The sequence below is a fragment of the Leptospira sp. WS58.C1 genome, assembly GCF_040833995.1.
Lineage (GTDB): Bacteria > Spirochaetota > Leptospiria > Leptospirales > Leptospiraceae > Leptospira_B > Leptospira_B cinconiae.
This window is the reverse complement of the sequence record NZ_CP162137.1, coordinates 2,440,619-2,467,280: the sequence shown is the minus strand read 5'-3', so window position 1 is coordinate 2,467,280 and position 26,662 is coordinate 2,440,619. Positions and strand designations below refer to the sequence as shown.

The 26,662-nt window shown below is 42.1% G+C and carries 22 protein-coding genes; 14 read left to right on the top strand and 8 right to left on the bottom strand.

Annotated features, from left to right (window positions below; all coding sequences use genetic code 11):
* Positions 1–23: 23 nt before the first annotated feature.
* The 5 genes from dxs (at position 24) to AB3N61_RS11310 (ending at position 5,311) form a co-directional block, all read left to right on the top strand.
* Positions 24–1,937, top strand: a complete 1,914-nt coding sequence (dxs, locus tag AB3N61_RS11330; RefSeq protein ID WP_367897616.1) for a 1-deoxy-D-xylulose-5-phosphate synthase — start codon at positions 24–26, stop codon at positions 1,935–1,937.
* 46 nt (positions 1,938–1,983) lie between these two features.
* Positions 1,984–2,454: a tetratricopeptide repeat protein gene (locus AB3N61_RS11325; protein ID WP_020770601.1), complete on the top strand. Its 471-nt coding sequence runs from the start codon at positions 1,984–1,986 to the stop codon at positions 2,452–2,454.
* A 138-nt stretch (positions 2,455–2,592) separates the two neighbouring features.
* Positions 2,593–3,213, top strand: coding sequence for a GNAT family N-acetyltransferase (locus tag AB3N61_RS11320; RefSeq protein WP_367897615.1), 621 nt, complete (start codon positions 2,593–2,595; stop codon positions 3,211–3,213).
* Positions 3,214–3,309: 96 nt separating this feature from the next.
* Positions 3,310–4,251: an alpha/beta hydrolase gene (locus AB3N61_RS11315; protein ID WP_367897614.1), complete on the top strand. Its 942-nt coding sequence runs from the start codon at positions 3,310–3,312 to the stop codon at positions 4,249–4,251.
* Positions 4,252–4,255: 4 nt separating this feature from the next.
* Entirely contained in the window at positions 4,256–5,311 is a 1,056-nt protein-coding gene (locus tag AB3N61_RS11310) for an alcohol dehydrogenase (RefSeq protein ID WP_367897613.1), read from the top strand.
* A 177-nt stretch (positions 5,312–5,488) separates the two neighbouring features.
* Here AB3N61_RS11310 and AB3N61_RS11305 read toward each other — a convergent pair whose 3' ends face one another.
* Together AB3N61_RS11305 and AB3N61_RS11300 are read right to left on the bottom strand one after the other, a co-directional pair.
* Entirely contained in the window at positions 5,489–5,989 is a 501-nt protein-coding gene (locus AB3N61_RS11305; protein ID WP_367897612.1) for a hypothetical protein, read from the bottom strand.
* Positions 5,986–6,354: a hypothetical protein gene (locus AB3N61_RS11300; RefSeq protein WP_367897611.1), complete on the bottom strand. Its 369-nt coding sequence runs from the start codon at positions 6,352–6,354 to the stop codon at positions 5,986–5,988. Before AB3N61_RS11300 ends, AB3N61_RS11305 begins: the two co-directional genes overlap by 4 nt.
* 277 nt (positions 6,355–6,631) lie before the next feature.
* Between AB3N61_RS11300 and AB3N61_RS11295 the strand changes: the two genes are divergently transcribed.
* Complete coding sequence (locus tag AB3N61_RS11295; protein ID WP_020770770.1) at positions 6,632–7,318, top strand: hypothetical protein; 687 nt, start codon at positions 6,632–6,634, stop codon at positions 7,316–7,318.
* Positions 7,319–7,755: 437 nt separating this feature from the next.
* Positions 7,756–8,634 (top strand): SDR family oxidoreductase, encoded by an 879-nt coding sequence (locus AB3N61_RS11290; RefSeq protein ID WP_367897610.1) that lies wholly within the window; start codon positions 7,756–7,758, stop codon positions 8,632–8,634.
* A gap of 247 nt (positions 8,635–8,881) precedes the next feature.
* Here the strand turns inward: AB3N61_RS11290 and AB3N61_RS11285 are convergent, their stop codons facing one another.
* Positions 8,882–11,416 carry a Crp/Fnr family transcriptional regulator gene (locus AB3N61_RS11285; RefSeq protein ID WP_020770789.1) on the bottom strand — a complete coding sequence of 845 codons (2,535 nt, stop codon included), beginning with the start codon at positions 11,414–11,416 and terminating at the stop codon, positions 8,882–8,884.
* 174 nt (positions 11,417–11,590) lie between these two features.
* Here AB3N61_RS11285 and AB3N61_RS11280 point away from each other — a divergent pair, with 174 nt between their 5' ends.
* A complete protein-coding gene (locus AB3N61_RS11280; protein ID WP_367897609.1) occupies positions 11,591–12,727 on the top strand; it encodes a DUF1343 domain-containing protein in 1,137 nt (378 codons plus the stop codon).
* Between the two features lie 179 nt (positions 12,728–12,906).
* Here AB3N61_RS11280 and AB3N61_RS11275 read toward each other — a convergent pair whose 3' ends face one another.
* The gene (locus AB3N61_RS11275) at positions 12,907–13,143 is read right to left on the bottom strand and encodes a hypothetical protein (protein ID WP_020770642.1); all 237 of its coding nucleotides are present in this window, start codon (positions 13,141–13,143) and stop codon (positions 12,907–12,909) included.
* Positions 13,144–13,149: 6 nt separating this feature from the next.
* Positions 13,150–13,800, bottom strand: coding sequence for a hypothetical protein (locus AB3N61_RS11270; protein ID WP_367897608.1), 651 nt, complete (start codon positions 13,798–13,800; stop codon positions 13,150–13,152).
* Between the two features lie 43 nt (positions 13,801–13,843).
* Here AB3N61_RS11270 and AB3N61_RS11265 point away from each other — a divergent pair, with 43 nt between their 5' ends.
* The 3 genes from AB3N61_RS11265 to AB3N61_RS11255 are packed head-to-tail and all read left to right on the top strand — an operon-like array spanning position 13,844 to position 17,720.
* Complete coding sequence (locus tag AB3N61_RS11265; RefSeq protein ID WP_367897607.1) at positions 13,844–15,994, top strand: carboxy terminal-processing peptidase; 2,151 nt, start codon at positions 13,844–13,846, stop codon at positions 15,992–15,994.
* Complete coding sequence (locus AB3N61_RS11260) at positions 15,991–17,037, top strand: LIC11966 family surface protein (RefSeq protein ID WP_020770847.1); 1,047 nt, start codon at positions 15,991–15,993, stop codon at positions 17,035–17,037. Before AB3N61_RS11265 ends, AB3N61_RS11260 begins: the two co-directional genes overlap by 4 nt.
* A 53-nt stretch (positions 17,038–17,090) precedes the next feature.
* Positions 17,091–17,720 carry a CDGSH iron-sulfur domain-containing protein gene (locus AB3N61_RS11255; protein ID WP_367897606.1) on the top strand — a complete coding sequence of 210 codons (630 nt, stop codon included), beginning with the start codon at positions 17,091–17,093 and terminating at the stop codon, positions 17,718–17,720.
* A 1-nt stretch (position 17,721) separates the two neighbouring features.
* Here AB3N61_RS11255 and AB3N61_RS11250 read toward each other — a convergent pair whose 3' ends face one another.
* Entirely contained in the window at positions 17,722–18,654 is a 933-nt protein-coding gene (locus AB3N61_RS11250) for a hypothetical protein (protein WP_367897605.1), read from the bottom strand.
* A 449-nt stretch (positions 18,655–19,103) separates the two neighbouring features.
* Between AB3N61_RS11250 and AB3N61_RS11245 the strand changes: the two genes are divergently transcribed.
* Positions 19,104–21,827 (top strand): TonB-dependent receptor plug domain-containing protein, encoded by a 2,724-nt coding sequence (locus AB3N61_RS11245; RefSeq protein WP_367899091.1) that lies wholly within the window; start codon positions 19,104–19,106, stop codon positions 21,825–21,827.
* On the opposite strand, the gene AB3N61_RS11240 is transcribed toward AB3N61_RS11245, so the two are convergent.
* Together AB3N61_RS11240 and AB3N61_RS11235 are read right to left on the bottom strand one after the other, a co-directional pair.
* Positions 21,824–23,284 carry a bifunctional ADP-dependent NAD(P)H-hydrate dehydratase/NAD(P)H-hydrate epimerase gene (locus AB3N61_RS11240; protein WP_367897604.1) on the bottom strand — a complete coding sequence of 487 codons (1,461 nt, stop codon included), beginning with the start codon at positions 23,282–23,284 and terminating at the stop codon, positions 21,824–21,826. The genes AB3N61_RS11245 and AB3N61_RS11240 overlap by 4 nt on opposite strands.
* A 1-nt stretch (position 23,285) precedes the next feature.
* A complete protein-coding gene (locus AB3N61_RS11235; protein ID WP_367897603.1) occupies positions 23,286–24,440 on the bottom strand; it encodes an LIC_12708 family protein in 1,155 nt (384 codons plus the stop codon).
* A gap of 360 nt (positions 24,441–24,800) precedes the next feature.
* Between AB3N61_RS11235 and rimP the strand changes: the two genes are divergently transcribed.
* Together rimP and nusA are read left to right on the top strand one after the other, a co-directional pair.
* On the top strand, positions 24,801–25,226 hold the full coding sequence (gene rimP / locus AB3N61_RS11230) for a ribosome maturation factor RimP (RefSeq protein WP_232421038.1): 426 nt from the start codon (positions 24,801–24,803) through the stop codon (positions 25,224–25,226).
* Positions 25,227–25,228: 2 nt separating this feature from the next.
* Positions 25,229–26,599 (top strand): transcription termination factor NusA, encoded by a 1,371-nt coding sequence (nusA, locus tag AB3N61_RS11225; protein WP_020770631.1) that lies wholly within the window; start codon positions 25,229–25,231, stop codon positions 26,597–26,599.
* The last annotated feature ends 63 nt before the right edge of the window (positions 26,600–26,662 follow it).

Below are 26,662 nucleotides of genomic sequence, written 5' to 3'. Positions count from 1 at the left end.
GACCGTTAAAAAAGACGGAATACATGCAACAGGAAGATTCGTTATTGAACGGGATCCGCCTTCCGGCGGATCTCAGAAAATTACCTCTGGAGGAACTGCCTAAACTCTGTTCCGAGATCCGAAATTATATCATCGATACTCTCTCCGGGATCGGAGGGCATTTCGCAAGTAACTTGGGAGTGGTGGAACTCACCGTCGCTTTACATTACGTTTTTGAAACTCCAAAAGACAGATTGATCTGGGATGTAGGACACCAAACATACCCTCATAAGATCCTGACCGGCAGAAAGGAAAAACTTTCCACCGTCAGAAAATTTAAAGGACTTTCCGGATTCCCTAAAAGGGAAGAATCGGTTTACGATCTATACAATACGGGACATGCCGGCACTTCTATTTCTCAAGCGCTCGGAGAAGCGGTTGCTCGAGATCTGACCGGAAAAGATTACGCTGTCGCAGCTATTATCGGGGACGCATCCATCGCAACAGGAATGGCTTTGGAAGCGATGAATCATGCGGGACATCTTAAAAAAGACCTGCTTGTGATCTTGAACGACAATTATATGTCCATCTCCAAGAATGTAGGGTCCATCTCCAATTATCTGAATAATATCATCAGCTCTCATTTTTATCTGAATTGGAAAAGGATATTTTATACTTTCCTAAAATGGCTTCCTATAGTAGGACCCGCGATGGAAAGTTTTTTCAGAAGGGTTGAAAAAGGGTTTAAAGACGTTTTCACCCCGGGCGGTCTATTTGAGGATTTAGGTTTTATCTATATAGGACCGGAAGACGGTCATGATGTGATCCGTCTGGTGAAAATGCTCGGAAAGATCAAGACTATGAAAGGTCCTGTTCTTTTCCATACGATCACCCAAAAAGGGAAAGGGTATGTCCCGGCGGAAAAGGATCCGATCAAATACCATGGGGTCACTCCGTTCCGCAAGGAAGACGGGGCCATGGATTCGGGCGATTCCTCGAAAATTTCTTACTCTAAGATCGTGGGTAAGGTGCTTTCGGATATGACGGAAAAAAATCCGCGTATTGCGGCAATTACTCCGGCAATGATAGAAGGTTCCGGACTGGGGGAATACGTTTCCAAATTCCCGGACCATGTGTATGATGTGGGGATTGCGGAACAACACTCTGTTGCTTTTGCAGGGGCAATGACGAACGGGGATGTGATCCCTTATATGTGTATTTATTCCACCTTTTTGACCAGAGGAATGGACCAACTGGTGGAGGATGTTTCTCTTATGAACCTACCCGTCCGTTTTGTGATCGATCGAGCAGGTTGTGTTGGGCCGGATGGAGAAACTCACCAAGGATTATTCGATCTAAGTTATCTTCTATCCTTACCGAATATGGATGTGTTTGTACCTTCTTCCGGACAGGATTTGGTGGATTCACTTCGTTATATGGAGCATTACGATAAGTCTCCGATCGCGATCCGATTCCCTAAAGCAAGTGTGGAACTTTCCAATTTAAATTTTAACGTGGAGAAGGATCTAAAACCCGGAAGTTTTAGAGTGCTGCAAAGAGGAACAGATATCGCTATTCTCTCCATCGGTTCCATGTTGGAAGAAGCCAAGAAGGCGACAAATCTCTTGGAACAAGAAGGGTATTCGGTCACATTGATCGATCTGGTTTGGCTAAGACCTCTTGGAAAAGAGGCTTTGGACGAGGAACTTTCCCATGTTCGACATTTTGCAATTCTGGATGAGAGTTACATAGACGGTGGGGCCTCCGGATACTTGTTGAACCGGATCTCTCCGGAATATCTGGGACGTTTTATCAAAACTTTCGCATTTCCCCCCGAGACTATCCACCACGGAGAGAGGAAGGAAATTTTCGCGGAGTACGGTCTGGATGCTCAGAGTATCTCCAAGTTTCTTCGGGAAAACGTAAAGAAGGAAGTCCTACACGGAAAACGGAATTAAGCTATTTCAAGAGGCGTCCGAAAATAAAAATAAAACGGGTAGATAATTGGAAAACCTGACGCCTGAAGACAAACTCGAAGCATCTAAATTTTTTTATAGAACCGGCGATTTGGATCGTGCGGAATTCCTACTAAAATCCTCTTTGGAAGATTCCGAAAATCATGAGACCTATTTTTTTCTAGGTCTGATCGAAAACCAAAGAAACAACTGGAAAAAAGGTCTGTATTATTTCTACCGTTCGGTAGAAGTGAATCCCGAATATGGGAATCCTTGCAATGAGATAGGTATCCTTCTGCTTCGTATGGGAAGAGAAAGAGAATCCGTTTTCTGGCTGAAAAAATCGCTTCGTTGTACTTTAAACGACGCACCTCATATTTCGCTTTTTAACCTAGCAACTCTTTACAAGATCTGGAATCGTCCCGAAAGATCCCTACAATATCTGCATAAGGCAATCGTAATGAAACCCGATTTTGAAGAGGCAAAACGCCTGAGAGAAGAGTTAAATTCGGCTATCTAACGCGAGAAGCTTATTTCGCACAGAGATCACGGAGAACACAGAGTTGTGATTTACCCTCGGTGATCTCTGTGTTCTCCCTGCGAACCCCAAAATTTATCTTTTCATCCGATTTACCGGTTTCTATTTTATCCCTTACCGATGGAAAATTCTCTAATTACAATTCGCCCTGCCAAGCCGGAAGACGTGGCGGCCACCGTTCCTTTGATCTATAGTTCCGGTCCGGCAGCCTGGGATTACGTGTTTAATGAGGGAAAAATTTCCTCTCAGGACTTTTTGACCAAATCTTTCCAAGGGACAAAAAATACGTTCAGCCATAAGAATCACTATGTGGCAGAAAAGAACGGAGAGATTGTCGGAAGTATCGTTATTTTCCGTTCCGAGAACTTCTTCTTTCAAAATGCTGCGACTGCAGGAAATATTTTCCGGATCTACAAACTCAGAGCGCCTAAGGTTGCCATCCGCGGATTGAGTATGGAGGGAATGATCCAACCGCCTAAATCTGGAAGATTATATCTGGGACATATAGCGGTTCCGGGGAAAGAAAGAAGACAAGGAATAGCGGAGAAGCTGATAAGGTTTGCCGTTTCAGTATACCCAGGTTACGAAAAAATTTCTCTCGATGTTTCCCAAGAGAATCCCAATGCACAAGGTCTGTATAAAAAATTAGGTTTCGAGATCGTGGAAGCCAGGAATTTTTCCGGGCCTAAGGGGTTAGTTCCCAACCATTATTATATGGAAGCGGATCGTTCCTCCTTCTAAATCCATTTAATTGCATCCCGATCTATAATCTGGAACGACAAATCGTCGGATTTCTAATATACTTTTCCTTCTTACTCGTTCGAAAAGGAGAAAAGAATGGAATTTGCTCCGGAGATGTTGGAATATGCAAACCTAATTTCCTCAAAAGGGCTTACGGGCTTTACTCAGGGAAGCGTCCAGGAAAGAAGGGAAGGTTATTCCGCAATCGGAGAACTTTTGGGGGAAGGTCCGCTCGTGAAGGAGATCCTGGATTTCTCCATTCCTTCTAAGGACGGAAGCGTATTCATAAAAAATTATATCCCAAGAACGGAACCTAAATCCAAAATTCTCTACTTCCACGGAGGCGGATGGGTGGTCGGAAGATTAAAAGATTTCGATCCATTCGCACGCAAACTTGCTGAAATCACTTCCAGTATCGTTTCACTTGTAGATTATAGATTGGCTCCAGAGTTCCCGTTTCCTCTACCACTGGAAGATGCTTATACTTCTTTGGAATGGATATCAAATCAAAAGGAAAATATTTGGAAAGATCTTCCCTTGGTGGTGGCAGGCGATAGTGCGGGTGGGAATTTGGCTGCTTCTACCATTATGCGAGCCAAAGAACTGTTCGGTCCGAAAATCGATCTGCAAATCCTGATCTATCCTGTTACCGAAACGATCTGTAATACTGATTCTTATAAGGAATTCGAGTTCGGCCCCGGTCTTACAAAAAAAGATATGGAATGGTTTATCGCTCAATATCTTCCTGATCCGAATACTAGATCGGATCCGAAAGCTTCTCCTTTATTTCAAAAAGATTGGAAGGATCTTCCTCCCGCGATTGTATTTATAGCTGATATCGATCCTCTTAGAGATGATGGAAAACTATATGCAGAAAAACTAACAGAAGCCGGCGTATCCGTATTGTTCAAAGAATTTAAAGGATATACTCATGGATTTTTTACGAAGGTGAATCTTCTCAAGGCTCCGGAAGAAGGTTTGAGAATGATTTCTGCAGAAATGGATCGTGTTTTCAGACGAAAAGAGGCGTTACTTTAAAAAAATGAAAAGTGTTAGATTGGTGGAATTCGGTTCTTCTTTACAATGGGAAGAAAAACAAGATCCGGAGCCGCAAGATACCGAGGTATTATTGGAAGTGATCTCTTGCGGAGTCTGTCATTCGGACCTTCACTTACGAGACGGATACTATAAAATAGGCGGAGAAGAAAAACTATTCGTAAAGGACAGAGGGGTTAAACTTCCCCTAACTCCAGGTCATGAAGTTGTCGGCCGAGTTTTAAAAAAAGGACCTAAAGTCACTTCCGTTTCCGTTGGAGAGATCAAGTTAGTTTATCCTTGGATCGGTTGTGGGACTTGCGAAGAATGTGAATCCGGAAATCCGCAACTTTGCTCCGCTCCTAGATCCTTGGGGATTTATCAAGACGGAGGTTATTCGGATCGGATTTTGGTCCCGGATGAAAGATGGCTTTTAGATATTTACGATCTTTCTCCCGAATACGCTTGTTCTTATGCGTGTGCAGGACTCACAGCTTATGGCGCTTTGAAGAAGGCACTGCCGCTTAAAAAAACGGATACTTTGGTGATCATTGGAGCGGGCGGCCTTGGAATGTTCGCTTCTCAATTGATTCCTTTTCTTACGGATACAAAGGTGATCTTTTTGGATCTAGAAGAGTCCCGTTTGGAAAAACTAAAAGAGCTCGGATTTTATACGGTTTCTTCTTCTCATCCAGATGCTGCGACCGAGATAAAGAAGATCTCAGGCTCCCTGGGAGTTTCCGCAGTCATCGATTTTGTGAATAATAGCGCCACTTCTTCCTTAGGATTTTCACTTTTGAAAAAGAATGGGACCTTGATCGGGGTCGGGCTTTTTGGTGGAGAGTTAAAGATCCCGACCCCGATCCTTTCTCTCAGAAGTTTAACGGTTTGTGGAAGTTATACGGGTTCTCCGAGAGAGCTGAAAGAACTACTACAACTTGTATCCGAGAAAAAGATCCGTCCTGTTCCGGTACAGGTCCGGGATTTAAAAGATGCGGATTCGGCTTTGAACGATCTATCTTCCGGGAAAGTTTTGGGAAGACTGGTATTATCCCGGAAATGAACCTATTTTTTATATTCGCACCGAGTTCACAAAGAACACGGAGGGTTGGTTAAGGACTTTGCGGCTTAGTGTGTGAATTCTTATGCAGATTGTTTCATTCCAAAAAAACACTAAACTAAGAAGAATTATGATTTTACAAAGCTCAGTGAGCTCTGTGTTCTCAGTGCGAAACAAAACCTACAAATTTTGAAATTCAGGAGGAAGAGATACCTTCGGGTCTTCGTTTGTTTCTAAAATGGGAATTTCCTTACCTTTCCAGGCTAATTTGAGCCCTTGATCAGATTCGATCAAATATTCGCTTAAAGTGGAAGAAACATTTCTCGCAATCTTATACTTTAGAAAAAGATGATCCTTTTTCTTGGCGAATAATTCTCCTTCGGAATCCGCTGCGATCTGCAAAGATGAGAGTGGTAATTCTTCTCCGGAATCGCTTAAAAAAAATAATTCTCCGTCCTTTTCCCAGATCCGGATCAGATTTAACGGATAACCGAATAATTCCAAATATCCGTTTTCGGAAAATTCTCCGTACTGATTGTCAATGTAGATCCCGTCTTCCGCCTCCTTTAGATTCTTGCGGAAATACTCGAGTACGTCTTTTTGTTCTATCTTGGCCTCGCGGAAGATCCAATCTCCGTTAGGCAAAACCTTTATCTCGCTGTCCAAACGTCTCGCCGTCATTCTTCTTCCCTTTCTCTGTAACGGAATGCGACCCCTTCCAAAACTTTTGCATCCTTTGAGATCTCCGCCATATTAGTAGTATACCCTTCCGCGGAGCCGGTTTGAAAAATTGTGGGGGGAATGGGGACCATTCCTACATTTGCGAGATACATTCCGTCCATACCTCTGTCAAAAAGTTCTTTTTTAATCTTTTCGTAATAGAATTTTTCTATCCGACCGTCCCCGAAGTTCCGAACGATCAGTCTTCCGTATGTTTTGTAATTCCTACGTTTTGGGGGATGTTTCAGGATCTCAATCTGCTCCCATCCCGCTTTATGGGATACAAGTGTTGTCTCTCCCGGGTTTCCTTCCTGGATAAATTCCACCGAAAAGCAGGAAACCATGGTTAGGCAGGATAGAAGGAGGATTCCCTTCCAAAACTGAATCTTTATTCCGGCTTTTGAGCGAGTTAAAATGGGGAGAATGACCATTCCTCCCCATTCAAGGAGCGCACATTCCGGGGACAAGCGGTTTTTTTGCATAGCCAAAAGAGGGCTTTTCAGACTTGGTTTTTTTTTATATACTCTCCCCGGATCCCCGGTAAATTCTCGCGAAATTCGGAACCTCGTTTAAGCTGGTTCCTCCGGGCCACCAAAAACTCGTATGGAAGACATAGATCTCAAAAAACGCGCGAGAGAAAACGTTTTAAAAATAGGGTATTGTACTCTGGACGAGCTGGAAGAGAAGGTGAAAGCCTTCCGGGTGATGAACCAGAACGCAGCCAAAAAAAGATACCTGATTACTAGAGAACCAATCTCCGATTCCGCTGGAAAAGTTTTAGTTCCAAAAGCGGCGGAGATAGATATCTCCACTGCAAAGTTACTTAGACGTCATTTTAAACCAACCAGCGAATTCAAAACGTTCCAACCTGACGAAGGTATCGTAATCATCTCCGACATGACCTCCGCGGAAGGTGTTTCCTTCACCATGGATATCGTAACCCAGATCATGAACTTGGGCGGTGGAGCTTATGAGGGATTTATAGATCGTGTGGATAGTTTCGGAGATTTCATCAATCTTCTTAAAAAGTCGTTATTTCCCAGGTTGATCATCATCGGTTACATCCCGCAAGATAAGATCCAGGGTGAATTGCTGAACTTCGTACGGGTCAAACGAGTAGATAATTATCTAAGAGCCATGGAACTCACTCATACTGCATTTAAACCTCAGGCATATTTCCCGAAAGTCCGCCAGGTAGAAATTTCCCAAGAAGATCCTAAGTCTTGGGGACGTTTCGTGGTGGAGATCGTAAGAGAATACACTCGTCCTTATCTATTGGAAGAAGTTTAACCTCCTTTTAAGTGCGCTTGTAGGAGTTCCTGCAAACGTAACGGGGCGGCTCCGAGCAAAGCTCGGACCGGGCTACTTCGGGTTCGCTCACGCTCATCCAGGCTTTGCCTGGACTAAAGCCCTTCGTATCCCTGCCGCAGCGACCCAAAGGGAGCGAGGCACCGACGGCTTTAGCGAGTCGGTGGCCAAAGGCCAAACGAGAGAAGAGTTATAATCAAAACCATTCATCTGAATCGAAAGCCTTGCTAAAATTAACACTCTGAATTTGGCCGCAGCGAAAAGAACTCTGCGATCTCGGTGCCCTCTGTGCGAACTAAAAAAGAGGAACAATCTCACACATAGCTCAGGAAGCTTAAAATTTACTTGTAACTTTTATTGTTTCAAGTAGTCTAACAAATTAAATCTAACTCGAGACCGAATCAGGTTTAAGGATCCAAATGAGTATTACTTCAGAATCAGTATTAGTGACCGGAGCTTCCGGCCATCTGGGAAGAATTATCCTAGAGGAATTATTAAAAAAAGGTCATAGCAAGATCATTGCTACAACGCGTAAGCCGGAAAGTTTAGCGGACTTTGCAAAAAAAGGGGTAACTGTAAGAAAGGCAAGCTTTGACGATCCGACAAGTCTTGTTTCCGCATTCCAAGGCGCGGATCGGATCCTGATCATTAGCACGGACAATATCGGAAATAGGATAGAAGAACATAGTAATGCGGTCGATGCCGCAGTAAAAGTCGGAGCAAAACGAATTCTTTATACTTCTCTGGCAAAAGCCGACGAAATCCCGGTCACTTTTGCATTCGAGCACGAGGGAACCGAAGAGAAGATCAAACAAAGCGGAATCGCATACACAATTCTTCGGAACAATATGTATTCTGATTATTTGATCCCAAAATTACAACATGCAGTTGCAAGCGGTTCCATTTACGGTTCGGGTGGAAATGGGGCCTGTGCCTATATATCCAGGAAGGATTGTGCGAAGGCGGCAGCCGCTGCTTTACTTTCCTCCGATTCCGGAAATAAAATTTTAGAAATCGGCGGACCTAAGGCTTGGACGTATTCGGAACTTGCAAAATTCACTTCGGATCTAGTGAACAAACCCGTTTCCTACGTGGACATTTCTGCGGAAGACCTTTCGAAGGCCTTAATCGGAGCTGGAATTCCAAAACCGATGGCGGATGCTTTGGCTTCTTTCGACGTTTCTATTCGAGAAGGTTATTTGAAAGAAGTAAATTCGTCCGCAAAAGATCTGATCGGAGAAGCGCTTCAGGACGTGACTGAGTTACTCAAAGAAAATAAATCAGTTTTAGTCTCGTAAGATAGAAAACAGATTTCGATTAAGTTGTAGGAGCTCCTACAAACCGGAGTTTAGACAGAATTATCGTATGTAGGAGTTCCTACAAGAGGTCCAAATGAAGTGTCTGAACTCCAACACGGTATTGAGAGTTGTATCTTGGAGTTCAGAAGCGACAGCGATGCGTAGATCTTTAGTCCCGGGCAAAGCCCGGGATGAGCGTTAGCGAAATCGAAGCAGCGCGATCTTCGCGAAGCGAAGAGTCGCCCCATTAAACTCGATAGAATTCCAAATTTTCGCGAAGCGGATCCGGAAGACTACCCAAAGCATTGATATATTTTTTATATCTGTTTTCCAGCTCGGTAAACTTTCGGGTCCGAATATTCACGAACCTATTATTGATCTCTCCGAAGGCAGGCATTTTGGAGACCTTCTCCCGGATCGTTCTTGCAAACGGAATATGTCGATAAAAAATCCCGCGGACCACTCGGTTCAACCGTTGCACACCTTCCGCTTCGTACTTGATCCAAAGTTGGTAATCGTTTGCAAAAATATCTCTTTCGTTTCGGAAACGTTTGAATTCGGCAGCTAACTTTTCTTTGATCTCTATGGAAAGGTCTTTGTTCTTCTTGTAGAACTGAACATAGTCCATATAGTCTGCAGTGATGGATGGATTTCCTACGTTATTCCATTCAGGTCCTAAGATCGTTTTACAAAGCTCCCATCGGAATGCTGCAAACGCATCGATTAAAAGGGACTTTAGATCACCTTGGACAAAAATAGGGAGAACGATCCTACCTCTACTTTCTTTGGAACCGGAACCTCTGTGAATGGAAAGTTCCTGCCACATCATGATCTTGCTGCCGATCGAAGGAACGATCACAAAATCCGGAACGATCGCCCTTTGAACGAACTCCTTATTGATCCCCATTTCCGGATTATTATAGATCACCTCTCTATTGAATACGGAGAAGTCCACAGCCATAATATCGTGGATCGTATCCGTCAGCATTTTTTTAGTCACGTACGCTTTGCCTAGAGGGATTTGAGAGTGATACTTTGTGAGGATCGGCAAATAAGTCGCCAAGGAACCGGTGGTGAGTCTAACGTTCGCCTCATACATTGCACCGAACTCGAACTTTAATCTGGCTTCCGGATTATCTATATCCGGGGGAAGATCGGATTCTTTTTTGAAAACCGCATTTCGGTTGTCCATCTTGACTTTGTCGAAGAAATTCTGACCGAGTTCGTCCAGGGAAGTTGGGCATTCTCTTTTATAAATTTTTTCCAACCATTCCGTTCCGTAATGGATCGGAATATCCGAAGCGGAGGTGATCGCGTCCTTGAACGTGGACATGAATACCAACTGCGAATCATCTAGTAAAGTTTCGTCGAAGAAACCGTATTTCAACATCAGGTCTACCGGTTTTGGGACATTCTTCCCTGAGTTGATATACTTTTGGAAGCATGCAGCGTAAATATCGAAGTAAGTTTTTGTAATGGACCTTCTTAATTTACGAGTATCGTTGTCGGAATCCAATGGATTCTTTAAGGACTTGAGTTTTACCATCATCGCGGAAAACTCTTTGATAGCATCTCCACCCATACCTGAGAATTGGATGATCGTGGATGCGGAATTTGCCAATTCTTTTCGAATTGCAGTCGCATCTGCGGAACCATCGACGGAAACTCCACCCCCGTTCGAGGCCGCTTTTGCAGTCGGATTAGATGTTTCGAATTTTTTAGCAAGACCGATTGTCTTTTCTAAAAACGGTTTAATATTAGGAGAAGGGGTTGGGACCGCAGAACCGAAAAGTGCCTGATGACCTGCAAGAGCCCTTTCTATTTTTTGGGAAACAACCTGTAAGATCGGGACCACAAACTCGGGAGGAGCGGTTGCATAACCGTTCGCCGCCATATCCAAGATTAGGAAATATTTTTCAGTAAGGCTTTCTACTCCGCCTAATAGAAGAGAGAAATTTTCATCTAATTCTTCTAATATGTTTCTCGCGTTTTCCGTAATATTGTTCTGCACCCTTCCGAGTTTGTCGCAAACATAGGAAACCATAGTCGGGTCGGGAGCGAATAATTGTGCCAGAAGATTCGGGTCCGCTAAGATGATCTTACGGACAAAATTAAATTCCCCGTCTTGGAATTCTATTTCTTCCGGATAATATTTGACCAAAAGCTGAGAATGATCTTCTTCTACATAATTTGCAGTCGGTCTCTCCGGTAGAATTCCACCATTATCGAAATAATGTTTTAAATTTTCCCGAGTTAGTCGGAGTACCGGATCCACAATGTCGGAACTTGGATCCGCGATCGGTTGTCCGGGTTTGATATCCGGAAAAACACTCGGGTTGAATTGATAATACAGAAGAGAAAGATTATCGTTCGTCTTTCCCATGTCGGAAGCGATCTTTCTGAGTTGGTTCACTCTTTTGAAAGACTCGGTGATCTCTCTCAAAAGGGAACGACCCACCATGATGCCCAAGGAACTTCTGGCTGCGAGAGAACGACCAACAGTAGACTGGGACATAACATACGTAGAGAGCACACAGTCTTGTTCCGCAACAATAGTAAACGGATAACGTCCGCTGCCGAAAAGTGCAGAGGCACCAGGAGTCAAATTCGCTCCTGAAATTTTGAATAACTCCAGTTTTCTGGAACCGGGAGCTTCTACCAAATAACGCAAGGCTCCGCTATGCAATACGTTGAGAGAATTCGCGGCGCTTCCTTCCGGAAATAAAACCGTCCCGGCTTTTATTGTTACTTTTTGATTTGGTACGCTTGTATCTAATGCCATACGATTGCTGTTGGGCAAATTAAGAAGAAAACTATCCTTCCCTAAGAATGGAAACTCTTTTTTAAAGGAATCTCTAAAAAGGACCTTGCGGATAAGGCAAAAGATTTCCAAGACTAAGGCGCTAGATAGTCCTGCTTGACTCCTATAGATTCCCGGAAAAAACCTCTTTAGAAAATGAAAAAAAACAAAATTCTCTCCGATGCCAAATCCATCGGAATGCTCACCAACCAAAGCGCATACGGTTGGAAAGGCGACTATCATTTCCGGATTATTCAGAAAGAGTACGGACTCAAAAAACTCTTTTTACCCGAACATGGACTTTTTGCAGAGCTGCAAGACCAGGTCTCCGGAAGCGGGCTTATTTATAATATGGGAGAAACGGAAGTATTAAATTTGTACGGAGATAACGAGGAAACTCTTATTCCTACCGAAGATGCCCTATCCGATCTGGACACATTGATCGTAGACATCCGAGATGTAGGCGCTCGTTATTATACGTTTTTGACCTCGGCATTGTACGCGATGCAGGCGGCGGATCGACTCGCCAAAAAAGGAAAACCAAGACCTCGCATTTTAATATCGAATGCAAAAAATCCCGCAGGCCCCAAAATAGAAGGGACTCCCTTAGAAAAAAAATTTTCATCATTCGTCGGCGTAGAAGGCACATTACACCGACATGGCCTCTCTGCCGCGGGCCTTCTAGAATATTATAAAGATACATTCCAACTGGATCTAGAACTGTATCGATTGGATCTGTATCCAAAAAAGAGTTCCGAGTTCTTATGGGTCCCGCCTTCTCCTAATATTCCCGCCCAAACAACTTGTTACGTTTATACTGGGCTTTGTCTTTTAGAAGGAACCAATCTATCGGAAGGGAGAGGGACAACTCGGCCATTCGAAACATTCGGTGCACCATATATCGACGATCTGGACGGATCATTATTGGAAAAACTGCAAGAAAAACAAAAAGGGATCTTTCGACTTCGACCTTTAAAGTTTATTCCGACTTTCCATAAACATGCGGGAAAAGTTTGCGGAGGTTACCAGATCTTATTAGATAAACCTAAAAAATTCCATAGCTTGCTATTCGGATTATCGCTTATTCGCATATTGAGAGAATTCTATCCGAATCAGTTTGAATTCCTACAAGGCCCTTATGAATTCAGATCCGATCTACCGGCGATCCAACTTTTGGTAGGAGACCGGTTCCTTCTGGATTATCTAGATGGAAAAAGATCCTACTCGGAGATCCAAGATTATCTGGAAGATACGGAAAAAAAATGGAAGAAGGTCACAAAACATTACTGTTAAAAGTATAATCGTGTCGCTTCGATGTAGGAGATCCAACTTGGGTACGGAGATCGCCCCCGCCCAGGTTCGGGTGGTGGAGGAGGGCCCGTGGGAGAGCCCTTGCTCCTGTATCATACAATTCAAATTTATACAACAAAATTTTAGATCTTACTTTTGTTGGAATTCCAACATCGATATCATCAAAGTGGAAGTCTAGAAAATTCTGCCTTTAATTTTTGCAAATCTCCCAAAAGATCCGTGGGAGTTGGACGGATATTCTTTGCTAATTGAAGAGCATTCTCTATCAAATCCAAGATCAACTTTTTCTCGGTTACAGCCCTAATCTTAGGCATATGACTCCAATCTTTTTTGAATAAGGAAGCTTTTTCGTCAACGATGGCGACTATCTTGTTTAATGTTTGGATCTCTTCGTTCATGATATCTCAAAAATTAGGGATTTCTAAAGAAATGTTTTCGTTTTTTCGTAGAATTTCCGCATGAAAGGACCTTTTTTTTACCCCTTGGAAGGCGCCGCTAATATTATTCCACATGGACTTTTCGTGAGTTCTGCATTCCGGAGGAAGAGCGGAGAAACGTTCGGAAGAAATTTCGTATCGGAAAAAATTCGTACTACCAGGTTCCAAAGTTTTAGATGCTAAGGTCCAAGAATCTTCCAAACAATTCAGATCTCCGCTTTTTATAAAAACCCGGATCCTGGTTCCCTCGTTCGGAAAAGATAGACGTTCCGTTCCTTTGTTCTTCAAAAAAAGGAAGAAGATCGGAAATTCCTTAGAATTTTCCTTACTGGAGGAAAGACGATAACTCACAAAACCGGAAGAAATTTCCTTGGACTCGGTTTGTCCGCTAAAAGCCAAAGGATTTAAAAGTTTGGCTACTACGGAGAAAATAAACAGTAATAGTATAACGTCAAAAAAAAGGATTAACTTGGAACGGTTTTTGGATTTGCCTGCATCCCTACTTTTGCGCAGGAAATCCTGGAATTCTTCCGGAGAGCGGGAATGGTAACCTTTACTCATATTAGATATTCCTAGGTCCTTTTTCCATACAATACTTTCTAATAGAAAAGATTGCAAGCATTCCTGATCCGTTTTTGGAAAGAGTGGACCTGTAAATGGATTGATCGAATTTTTTGCTCCGATAGAGATACGTATTTCAGTGTACTTTTCCAAACTTTCATATTTACGTAAGAAGGAAGTCTTACTTATACTTCTTCTCTTTTCTATCTCCGCTCCCGCGCAGACCGGCCAGGGTTCAAACACGGAAAAAAAGGTCAAAAAGGTCCTTTCCATAGTGGCAGAGCATCACTATTTGGCAAGATCCAGGATCCAACCCAGTTTATCAGAGGAAGTCAAACGTTCCTTTTGGATGAGTCTGGATCCGCAGGGATTTTATTTTCTCAAAGAAGATCTGGATCTATTGGGAAGAAGGTCCTTTCGATTGGAGTCGGAAGAAGTAGGCCAAATTTCCTCCTTCTTCTCAAATTCATTAAATCTCTTTAAAGAGCGTCTTAAGGCCACTGAGGATTACCTAAATGAATTAGAAAAATCGAATTCCCCTCTCGTTACGAAAGGAGAATTCGAATTTTATCCCCAAAGAAAAACGGTATTTCCTAAAAATAAGGAGGATTGGAAGGATAGATGGGTAAGTTATCTTAGATACAAGGTTTTATCTTCTAAATTTTACTCGGAACCTTTTTCCAAAAAGGAGGACTTTCAAAACGGTTTGCTTGCCTCGGAAAAAATACTTAGAAAGGAAGTCATCCAAAGGGAGAAAGAAAGGATCAAAAATATTCTGGAGCATCCTGACGGTTTTGAGCCTTATTTGGAATCTATATTCTTAAATTCTATATTAGAAAAATTTGATCCTCATAGCACTTTTTTTTCGGCATCCGAAAAACAAAGGTTTGAATCTTCTCTTTCTTCAAAAGGATATTCTTTTGGGATCGTTTTTAATCGTAGCTTTTTTGGCGACACAAAGATAGAAAGATTAATCCCGGGAAGTCCAGCTTGGAGGTCCGAAAAAATGAACCGGGGGGATAGGATCTTAGAAGTTCGATTTCCTGATGATAAGAATAGAACGGTTGTTACCTCCGATTTTTCTCCTGGAGAAATGGAATCCATACTTTCCGGGATTAAGACTAAAAAGGCAGTATTTAAAGTCAGAAAGAATGACGGACAAGTCTTAAATGTTCACCTGATCCAAGAAAAAATGGGTCTGGAAGAAAATTCCATTTCCAGTTACATTTTGAACGGTAAACACAAAATAGGTTATTTGTATTTACCGGCTTTTTATACGGAATGGGAAACGGAGGGGGGAGGTTGTGCTCAGGATATTGCAAAAGAGATCCTTAAATTAAAAAGAGATAATATTAAAGGGCTGATTCTGGATCTGAGAAATAATGGAGGAGGTTCTTTGGAAGAAGCGATAGATCTTGCTGGGATTTTCGTAGATCAAGGGCCTTTATTCGTGCAAAAATCATCAAATGGAGAATTGATCATAATAAAGGATACGAATCGGGGGACTATATATGACGGGCCTATGCTCGTTTTGCTGAACGGGCAAAGCGCTTCCGCTTCCGAATTTTTAGCTTCTGCATTACAAAATTACAATCGGGCTTTGGTGATCGGAAGTCCGAGTTATGGAAAGGCAACTTCTCAAATCCTTCTCCCTCTAGAAGAGAATAGGAAAGGAAATTCTGATTTTCTAAAATTGACCACTCATTTGTATTTTGGTGTCCAGGGAATGAGCCACCAGCAAAAGGGAGTCATTCCCGATATTCCTTTGCCTGATCTTTCCGATCTGTCCGGAAGGGAAAAGGACGTGCCGGAAGCGATCCGAACGGAACAGATCTATAAAGAAATAACTTATAAAAAATTCCCCGATCTGGGCCTTTCGGATATCAAAGACGATAGTGAGGATCGAGTCGACGACGATCCGAATTTTTCCAAGATAGGTTCACTTTCTTCTAAACTTCGCAAAAAAATAAAATCTATGGATCTCATCTCTTTGGATAGTGGGGATTTTTTTGAAGAATTTTCGGAATTAGCAAAATTTTACGAGGAGTATCAGGCCGCAACCAGGAGGAAATCGAATAGTTTTACCGTAGATACTCATTCTTTCGATCAAAGTCTGGAAAAGATGGATTCTTATACGAAAGAGATCAATTCGGAAAGAAAAACAAGATTGGAAGAGGATCTATACATAGACGAAGCATATAAAATTATGCAGGACTATATGCAAACATACGTAAGGAAAGGTCAAAAATGAAACAATCACTTAAAAAAACATTCATTCTATTCATAATCTTCGGTTTTATTCTCACTGGAAAAATTTTCGCTAAAGACTCCGCGTCCGCTTTAAAACATATGAACGAACTCACCGGCCCGAGTGAGCAGATCGGAAAAGAAACCTTAGCTTATGTGCAGGCAATCGCTCATAGTAAAAATCCCTCTTTGGTAGAAAACAAAAGACGAGCGATCATCGTTTCCGTCGAAAAAGCGATCTTAAATGCGAATCAAGCCGTTCCATACGATGGAAATTCCGACTATAAAAATTCTGTACTAAAATATCTGAATACCATGTACACTATTCTAAGAGAGGATTACGGAAAACTAGTCAACTTACAGGAAGTTGCAGAGGAATCTTACGACGCGATGGAGGCCTATATGTTGGCCAAAAAAAAGGCCAACGAAAAACTGAAAGAGATAGGCGATGAGCTGAAAGAAAAAGAAAAAGAATTCGCCTCTAATAATAATATTAAACTCATAGAACAACAGGACCCTACTAGCATTAAATTGAAAAAGGCGTCGGAAGTTTTGAATTACCAAGGAGTAGTCTACTTGGTCGATTTCAAAAGTTACAAACAGGAAATGTATCTATTGGATGCTCTTAATAAGAACGATCTAAACGGTATAGAGCAGAACCGTTCAACTCTCGAGAAATATGCAGAAGAAGGTCTTTCCGAATTGGAAAAAATTCCTGCGTATGAGGGAGATTCCAGCTTACTTGTCGCTTGCAAAAATGCCTTAATTTTTTATAAAACGGAGGCGTCCGAACAATTTCCTGTTTTAACCGAGTTTTTACTAAAAAAAGAACAATTCGAAAAATACAAAAAAGCGTTCGATTTGAAAAGTGCCAAGGATAAAACCCAAGAAGATGTGGATCAATACAATAAACTTGTAGCCGAGACCAATCAATTGGCGGATAAGTTCAATAAGACCAACCAGACATTAAACAAGCAAAGGTCCACTTTGATTGCGCAATGGAATAAGGCGAATTCTACCTTTTTATCCAGGTATGTTCCTAAATGATTCTGTTGCATTGTTCTTAAAAATCGTGCATACTTGGTGTCGGGAGCAATGACATGGAAATCGTAAAAGGAAAAGAAGCTACCATTCTTTTCGACGGAAAGAAGTGTATTCATTCCAGAAACTGTGTGTTGAGTAGACCGGATGTATTCGTTCCGAATGTGGAAGGAGAATGGATCTATCCTGACAAAGCAAGTGTGGAAGAGATTAAATCTTTAGCTTTGAATTGTCCTTCTGGTGCGATCCGTTTCGAATCGAATGATCCTTCTTTTAAAGAAGCTGCTCCGTTCGTAAATGTTTTGAGAGTGAGAGAAAATGGCCCTCTTGCGATCCATGCGGACATCGAGTTAGAAGGTGTGGAGAAACAATTTAGACTCACACTTTGTAGATGTGGAGCTTCTACCCATAAACCTTTTTGCGATGCGACTCATGTGAGTATCGGATTTACGGCAACTGGAGAACCGCCTGTCCAAGAATCTCAATCTCTACCGATTCGTAATGGAATTCTAAAAATAGAACCCACTAAAAACGGTCCTTTGAAGGCGAGCGGGAATTTAGAAATTTGTTCCGGGACCGGAAAAGTAACAAATAGAACCACCGAAACGTACCTTTGTCGTTGTGGTGGTTCTTCCAATAAACCGTATTGCGATGGAACTCATCGCAAGATCAAATTTAAGTCCGAGTGACTTATTCAGCGAATCTATCGTTTAAGGTAGCGCATAAATGAGTCGCTTCCGCATCCGTACCATATTCACAATAGCTAAGATACATAAAAGGATTCAGACTTAAGCTTGTATCAAAAACGTTTGGATCTTGGTAAGCGGCACTAACGGTGAACAAGTTTCCTGTTTCGGAATTTCTTCTGACTGCCGCGAATGCTCCTGCATATTTTTGTTGGATCAAAGCATGGACCGCTTGGACGCATGGATTTTCCACTCCGCCTCCTACGAGCGGACTAAAAGCATTGCCGATCGCTAATAGATGAGCGGTCAGATCTCCGTTTTGGTACAGGCCCAGATCAGCCACCGTTGAAGCATCCACTTGTGTTTGGCTATACGCCGTCGCTTTTACCGGACCTCCGAAGCCTAACGGTGCATGTAAAACCACCCAAGCATCTCCTACAGACGGATCACCTGCACCCAAACCGTTGGTCAGAAATGTTTGGCTTTCCGTAAGGAAACTTGTGACCGGATAGAATCTAGTGTTTGTCATTCTTGCTGCGAACTCGTCGGGCGAATTCACATCAGGTAGAGCATTCCAATTCTGATCGTCGATGGCTTGTATCCAAGTTGCGAATAACGCGGATGTTCTTTCGCATGCTTCCCCGGTTCCTGATCCTATTGCATCCGTGATCGCCTTGGCTCTTACGTAGTCCGCTCTTTCTTTAGCGGCATATTCCGTATGAGTGTTTCCTTCTAGGTTCGCTTGATTGCAGCCCGCATTCGGAACTCCGGTGAGAGTAACTTCATATCTATTCACCTCGCTCCTATACGTGGCTTGCGCGCAATGATTGCTTAACGCTTGCGCGATCACAATCCCCAGAAAACCGTTGATATCGTTCTTTTTACTTCCCTGGCATGCAAAGAAGAAAAGAAGAAGAGCTAGTGATATTCTTTTCATCGAGCCCATAATTTTCTCCTGGCTTTTTGTCGATTCGCCTCGAATCTTATAGCGTTCGTTATAAAGAGGAAATCTTTATTCAAGTTTCATATAACTATTGTTATGTGGTATATTTCTTTCATGTGCGGTCACAATACGAGTAATGAAATGTGGCAGTTCTTTTCTTAGTATAAGTGGGCTTAGAGGATTATTCTGAGTGATACAATTGAGTTAAAATCGACTACGAAAAATGTACTTTGTTTCGGGAAAACTTCTCCATTTTACTTTTATTGAGTATGTCCCCTTTTTCCGGACTTTCTCTTACTATTTAAGGTCGGCTTTTGAAATTTTTGGGAAACTTGTGGAAGATTGAATTTCTAAAAGAAATCGGGAGATTTATCTTAATATCTGGGATTTCGTTGGATTTTTCATATTTACGAATCTTATCGATGGATCTAAAAAGAGGGAGAATGTTCGTAAAAAAATTCCTAGAGAAAAACAACATAGTTAAAAGAAAATTTCTTCTGGGTGTCTTACTTTTTCTGGTCCAAACTCCATTGTTTTCGGAAAACAAAGTTACGGTCGAAGTGTTCTTTCTCTCCGAAAGGGACAAATCTCCGATTTCGAACCTTAGGTTCTTATTGAAGGAGACCGGTAGGTCCTATAGTACGGACCCTTTCGGAAAAGCGATTATTGGGGTCCAATCGTTCGGATCTTACGAATTGAGAATCGTTTCTTCGGACAGGATCATAAGTAAGGAGATCATCGTAACTTCCGATCGGCAAAAAATCATACTTACGATCAAGCCGGAGACTCCTTCCGGTATCCATATTGTTGCTAAAAAAGAATCCGAGTCCTTATCCAGATATTCACTACAGCAAGAAGAGATTATACGACTTCCAGGAGCACAAAACGATTCGTTAAAAGCGTTACAAACTTTACCCGGGATCTCTGCAGTACCTCCGGTCGGTTTGACTTCCTCCAGTTTTTCCAATCTAACCAATTTAGGTAATCTTGCAGGTTCCAGTCCATATTCCAATAGCGATAGAGGTTTCCTGGTAATTCGGGGAGGGGGAACTCTGCAGAACGGATATTATTTGGATGGGTTCCCGATGTCTTATCCGTACCACTTAGGGGACCAATCGTCCGTATTAAACAATAATATCATAAGATCGATCAACGTATATTCGGGGGCCTTTCCTGTCCAATACGGATTCGCGACGGGAGGGATCATCGATATAAGGACTCCGGATGAAGTTAAAAAAAATCATTCTATTATAAATGTGAATACATTCTTGTCGGACGTTTATCATCAGCATAAACTTTCCGAAAACGCATTTGCGATAGTTTCCGCAAGAAAGTCTTATCCGAATTATACTCTCATGCAGTTTTATCCGGACGGGATCCCTCAAGACGCAAAGTATGCTGATTACGAGGACTTTCAGACTAAATTTAATTGGAAACCCGGAGAAAATCATACGATCACAGCAATGTTCTTCGGAGCAAAGGACCTGCAGAAATATTCGAAAACGATGGAAAATGAGTTCGATCTGGGAAACGCCCTAAGCCGTCCGCCGGTAGGGATCGATAGAAGTTTCGGAACGAGCGGACTTAGATACGTTTTTAACAATGGTTCCGGGATCGAGAGTTCTTTCTCTATTTCAAATAATTCTTTTAAAGAAAATTATGAAATGAAATACGATAATCCCCTGAGCGGTGAGAGGATATTCGGTTTTGGGAACGTTACGAGGCAAAATCTTACTTTTGCGGAAAACAACAACAAGATCCGGATCCTGGAAAATTATCTATATTTTCGTTTTGGTGCCCAGTATCGTGAAACAAATATCAAGCTTAACGGACAGGATATCGAAACGAATAATTCTCAATTCCTGGAAATTTTCAACGACTTGCTCGATTCCAACCGTCAATTCAGGGCCTTATTCGAGGGTGACCGTATCCATACCAAGGAGATTGCGCAATTTGCGGAATTAGAATTTAGGCTGGGAGGTTTTCGTTTTTTACCGGGTTATCGCAACGACTACTATGATAAATCCGGTGAAAAAAAAGATTCCATCAGAGCTAGGATCGAATACGAATTTGTTAAAACCGGAACGAAACTTCTTGCAGGATCGGGAGAACATTATAACGCACCGACTAGAATAGAACAATATTCCTCCAAATCGGGAAATCCTAACTTAAAAATGGAATATTCTGTCCATTCTTCCGTAGGCATCGAGCAAAGTATCGGGACCGATTATCTGATAAAGATAGAAGGTTTCCATAATACTTATTCCAACTTGGTGACTCCCGATTCCAATATCCAAAATCCCTATACACCCAACAATCAGATCCGAGATATCGTGAACGATCCGACTTACGTGGTGGAAAATCCTTATATAGTAACTAACTTGAATTATTCGAATCTAAGAGACGGATATTCCAGAGGTATTGAGATATTCCTTAAAAAGAATCATAACGGTATAAAAAGGATATTCGGTTGGCTTTCCTATACGAATTCGATCTCGAAACGGAATAATCATCAGGCCAGATTAACGGACGACGAGCAAAGGCAAAGAACGATCGACAATAGTATGAGGACCCTTATTTACCAGACGAATTATGAAGGGAACTATATCAATTTTTATGACGATGGAAATTACGAAATTTTATACGATAATGATAAGGAGGAATATTACGATTACGACCGTACTCATATGTTAAGTTTCGTGGGAGGTTGGAAGTTTTTGGATGATTGGCAGATCGGCGGAAAATACATGTACCTTACCAACGTACCTATCACTCCCATCGTAGGTTCCGAAAACGCTTCCGCGGGAAGTTCCACAGGGATTAATCTGTATCTGCCTACGTATTCCAAGGATTATAATTCCGCAAGATGGCCCGACTTTCACCAATTGGATATACGTTTGGACCGCTTTTATAATTATCAATGGGGTTATATGAACGTTTATATCGAATTCATAAACTTCTTCGGAAACAGAAATCAGATCAGTCAGAACTTCAATAATTTATATCCTTATTCCACATACTCCCTACAAAATCCGTTAACTGGAAATATGGTTCAGCCGACAAACCCGGAACCGATCTATAACTCCAATTATATCAATTCCAAAACGGGAAGCGGGAACGTTTATTATCTTCCTTTGATCAGTGTGGGAATGCAGGCCAAGTTTTAATCGATCAACGTTCGGATTTTCTTACGTATCCTACCTGCAGTAGGATACCCTTTGCACAATTCTGCGCAGTAAAGTAGTAAGCTTTGAGATAACCTGACCGATTCTATTATATCTTCGCCTCTGGATAAGAAGAATGTTAGAATTCCAACAAGAAGATCTCCTGTTCCCATAACTGCCAGTTTGGGTTCTTGGAATTCCCAGAAGTAAGAGTCTCCTTCGGGAGTGAAAAGAATAGAAACCGATCCTTTCAAAAGTAGGTAGGTTCTTTTTTCCTTTGCCCAAACTTTTGCATCTTCCAATGCCGAATATTGGCTTTGGTATTTTTTTCCAATGATATAAGACCATTCACCTAAGTGAGGAGTGAGTATTGTGTTAGGACCTAAATATTTTTCATCCAAATACTTGAATGCGCCTGCATCAAACACCAGGGTTGTTTCTTTAGAAAAAGAGAATGAAGGAAGATCGGCGGGGGCAAGCCCTGGCCCGGCACATACTACACTTGCTTTTTGGACAAACGGATAATCCGAAGATTTTTTAGAAGTTTCCAATTGGGAGACCATAAAGGAGGGATCTTTTTTTAGGACTTTTGTAAGAGTATTCGCGGACGGAGTGAGTATTTGGGAAATCCCGCCTCCCAATTCCTGGAATGCAAGCGCAGAGGATAGGATTGCTCCGGACATTCCTTCGGATCCGCCTACAAATACTGCCGAGCCGTTTTTATATTTATGGGAATCTTTTTCTCTGGAAAGTTTAGATACTAACTCTTCTCTCTTCGCTCTCGGTAAAAGATATTTGGAAGTAAGGGATTCTTGTCGCAAGAACCCGATGGGATGAAACGATTTTTTTTCTTTCGATAAAGGATAGAATACGTTTTTGAGTTTAGGTGATCCGATTTCCGCTAAAATATCCGCGGCAAATGGGATTTTTTCATCCGGAGAATAGCCGGAAACCGCATCTACGCTTACGATTAATAAAGAATCTTTTAATCTTTCTTTGGCAGAGTGGATCTCGATAATTGTGGTAGAAATTTCTCCGGATAATGGGCCCTTAAATCCGGTTCCTAAAAGGGAGTCCACTAATACTTCTCCGGGATTTACGAGATCCGCTTTAAATTTTTTTAAAGGGAAATTTCGGATTTTCAGTTCTTCTGTTAGATTTTTATAATATTTTGTTTCTTCGGAGAAATTGCCCTCTTTTGAATAAATCTCGACTTCGAGGTCTTCTGCCTTTAAAAATTGGGCTAAGGCGTATCCATCTCCTCCGTTATTTCCGGATCCGCAAAATACAATGATCTTCTTTGCGGATCTAAAAACTTTTTCCCAGGTTTGGAAGATGGAAAGTGCGGCAAATCCCATGAGTAAAGTCCCCGAAATGTTTCTATCTCGGATGGTTTGCTCATCTAGGATTTTTGCTTCTTCTTCGTTAAATAATACCTGGAAATTAGGATATCCGTTCATTTTATTTCCATTTATGGATCTCTAAATAACCGGATCTGATCTTCATGGAATAGATTTCATCGTTCGTATCCATCCAAGTTTCTCTCCAAAGTCCGCGAGGAGGAGGATAGTTTAGGCGGATATTATTCACATGGTTCCCGTCCTCGTCATGCACTTGGAGCCGGATGGAATTTCCTTCTTCCACTTCCGTTTCCCAGATAAAAAAATTATCGTTGTTTAGGACCCAGTATAACGTTTCGGACGGATCTTGGATCTCTTTTATCGGAATGATCCTCTTGTCTTTAAGTTCGTATTTTAGGATCTTTCGATTTTTGAATCTTCCGGATTTGGTTTCGTAAAAACTAAAGGAACCGAGTATATATTCTCCATCAGGATGCGAAAAGAATGAATCCACATACCAAGTGTAAGCCTCTCCTTGATTTAGAGAATCTTTGAAATCGATACCTTCTACCTTTTGTTTTAATTTTCCTAACTCGTCAAAAACGCTAAGCCTCATCGCTCCGTTGTGTCTATGAAATACGAATAATAGATCGTTATTTCCGGCTTCCATTCTTTCCACATATCCGAAAGGAATAGAACCTCCCGTACCGTCCGCATAGATCGTTTGAGAAAGTTTTCCGGAATCGTTTATTTTTAATATCACGGAAGGAATGGCTTCTTCCGCGTCCGTGCGGAATTCTCCGGATTTTTTAGCGTAAATATTCTCAGCTACTTTGTCCGACTTTGCATCTTCTTTGGAAACTCTGGACTGAACATAAATATCATCGTTGTCGGAAACGGTAACTAATCCGATCCTTCCTAATTTGACATTGAAATTTTTGACCTTGTCCTGTTTTTCTTTGGAATTACCGATCACAAACTTGAGATCACCGTCGGAGTTGAATGCTTTGATCAAAGATTGTTCGAAGTCCGGAACGTAAATTACTCCGGAAGCGACAGCTACTTGGTTCGGAACGTTCGTCGGAACCCGATTGACTATACTCACTTGTAATTCTTTTAGATCTTTTCCTAATTTAACTCTTCCATATAGATATGGATTGTAATCATCCACTCGGAATTTGGAACAAGCCCCTATCACTAAGATAGAACATAAGAAAAAGGAAAGGTATTTGCGGACAGATGAGGTCCCGATCTTGGAAGTGGAGGAATTTTGCATGGTTCTTATAAAAACCCGAGCCTTTTTTCGGTTTGCCCGGGACATTTCGTTACCATCCTTCTTTTTAGTATAAGAAAACAAGCAATTTCGCTCGTAACAAGAGGATGGCTCGGAAGTGAGGTTATTTTTTACTTTACACTAGGGTAAGGTAAAAATATTTTGAATTGGTATCGGGAACCACCCATTGAATTTGTATGGGAAGCCTGAAAAATTCGGATGATCCGAACTTTTGTAGGTTGTATTTTCCTCTTTTTTGAGGCAAAACGAAGCGGTTCAGAGACTCTCTGTAAGGCCGGCGTGACAGTCAGTAAAGAAGTTATCGAAACGATCTTAGATCGAATCCTTCTCGCTCCCGTCAAGCTGTATGCACTCATGGTTAGCCAAAGGCCAAACCATACGCTGATCGAGGTAGAGCTGGATCACCTCGAGCACCCGTACGGTTCCGTCAGCCTTCTGGAATGTGAGCAAGTTTCCAGAAAACTGAATGAAGAGTTGGAACGGATCTCACCGGATCTGAACTATACTCTCAAGGTTTCTTCCGCCGGTGCGGAAAGAAAACTGGTGATTCCCGAGGATCTGGATAGATTCCGTGGAATACCGGTACGACTCGTCTTTAAAGCGGAAGGGTCGGGCGATAAGGAAGGAATCTTTAAGATTCTGGATAGGAAAGAAGACAGGATTTTTTTAGAGCCGTTTTCCAAAAGGAAGGCCAAAGGTTCTAAAAAAAAGGAAGTCATTCTGGAATTGAAGGATATACTGAAAGGAAATTTGTACGTAAGTATTTGATTATGGCAGTTAAGAAGAAAGAAGCCGAAGTCAATCTGTTGGAAGCAATCCAACAATTTTGTGCCGACAAGTCCCTAGACAGGGAAGCCGTGATGGGAGTCATTCGTGATTCCTTGATTACCGCGTACAAGAAGAAGTCGGGCATCGAAACTTTGGAAGAAGATGAGAATCCGATCAAGGTAGAATTTGCTTCCTCCGGAGATGGGGAAAATGTCGTAATCGTAGTATCCCGTAAAGTTGTGGAATCCTCTCCTAAAAACGGTTTGGAAATTTCTTTGGAAGACGCGCAAGCTGTCTATCCTAACGCAACTGTGGGTGAAGTTCTGGATTTTAAAGAAAAGCCGATGGAGCTTTCCAGGATCATTTCCTCTCAGGCAAAACAAATGGTATTCCAACGCTTGAGAGATATGGAAAAAGAACTTCTATATCAGGAATACAAAGCAAAAGAAGGCGAACTGACTCATGGATATTTCCAACGTTGGAAAAAAGACGCTATGTCCATCGATCTTGGTAAGGTCGAAGGTATCATGCCGAAACGTGAGCAAAACCCCGGAGAAAAATATCATAGCGGGGACCGCCTGAAAGCAATTATACAAAAAGTGGAACTTCGTCCTAGAGAACCGATCCCTGTGATCACTCTTTCAAGAGCCTCTGCGGATTTTGTTCGTAAACTTTTCGAAATGGAAATCCCGGAGATCTACGACGGACTCGTAGAAATCGTAAACGTGGCTCGTCAACCGTCCATTCGTACCAAAGTTGTAGTTTATGCTACCAGAGGAGATATAGATCCTGTGGGTGCCTGCGTTGGTATGAAAGGGGTGCGTATCCAATCCATTGTCAGAGAATTAGGAAACGAAAGAATAGATATCGTTCAATACTCTTCGGACCCGACGGAGTTCATTGCAAACGCGATTTCTCCGGCAAAACCTTACGATGTAAAGGCGGATTCCGTGGGTAGAGAAGCAATGGTAATCGTTCCAGAGGAACAATTATCTCTTGCAATCGGGATCAACGGTTCCAATGTAAAGTTGGCGTCACAATTAACCGGATTTAGGATCGATATCAAAACGATAGCCCAGTACAATGAAGAGTTCTCTTCTCCGGAAGCAAGAGAGAGATTGGATAAACTATTCAGTCCTCCAGCTGCCACTACGGAAGAAGAAGACGACGATGGAGCAACTGCTCTAGAGGATCTACCTGGACTTTCTACCCGCTTGATTGGCCTATTAAGGAGCGCAGGGATCAATAACGTCGAGACGTTGATCGAGATCAGCCAGGATGACTTGGCAAAACTCCCCGGCATAGGACAGACTACCGCCGCTCAGATCTTAAGGATATTGGCGGAATCTGTAGAGTGGGTGGAGGAAAGCTGATCTCCTCAATTTGAGGGTAGGGCTTTAAGACCCGTTTTCAGTACATCCCGTACTTGACCAGGA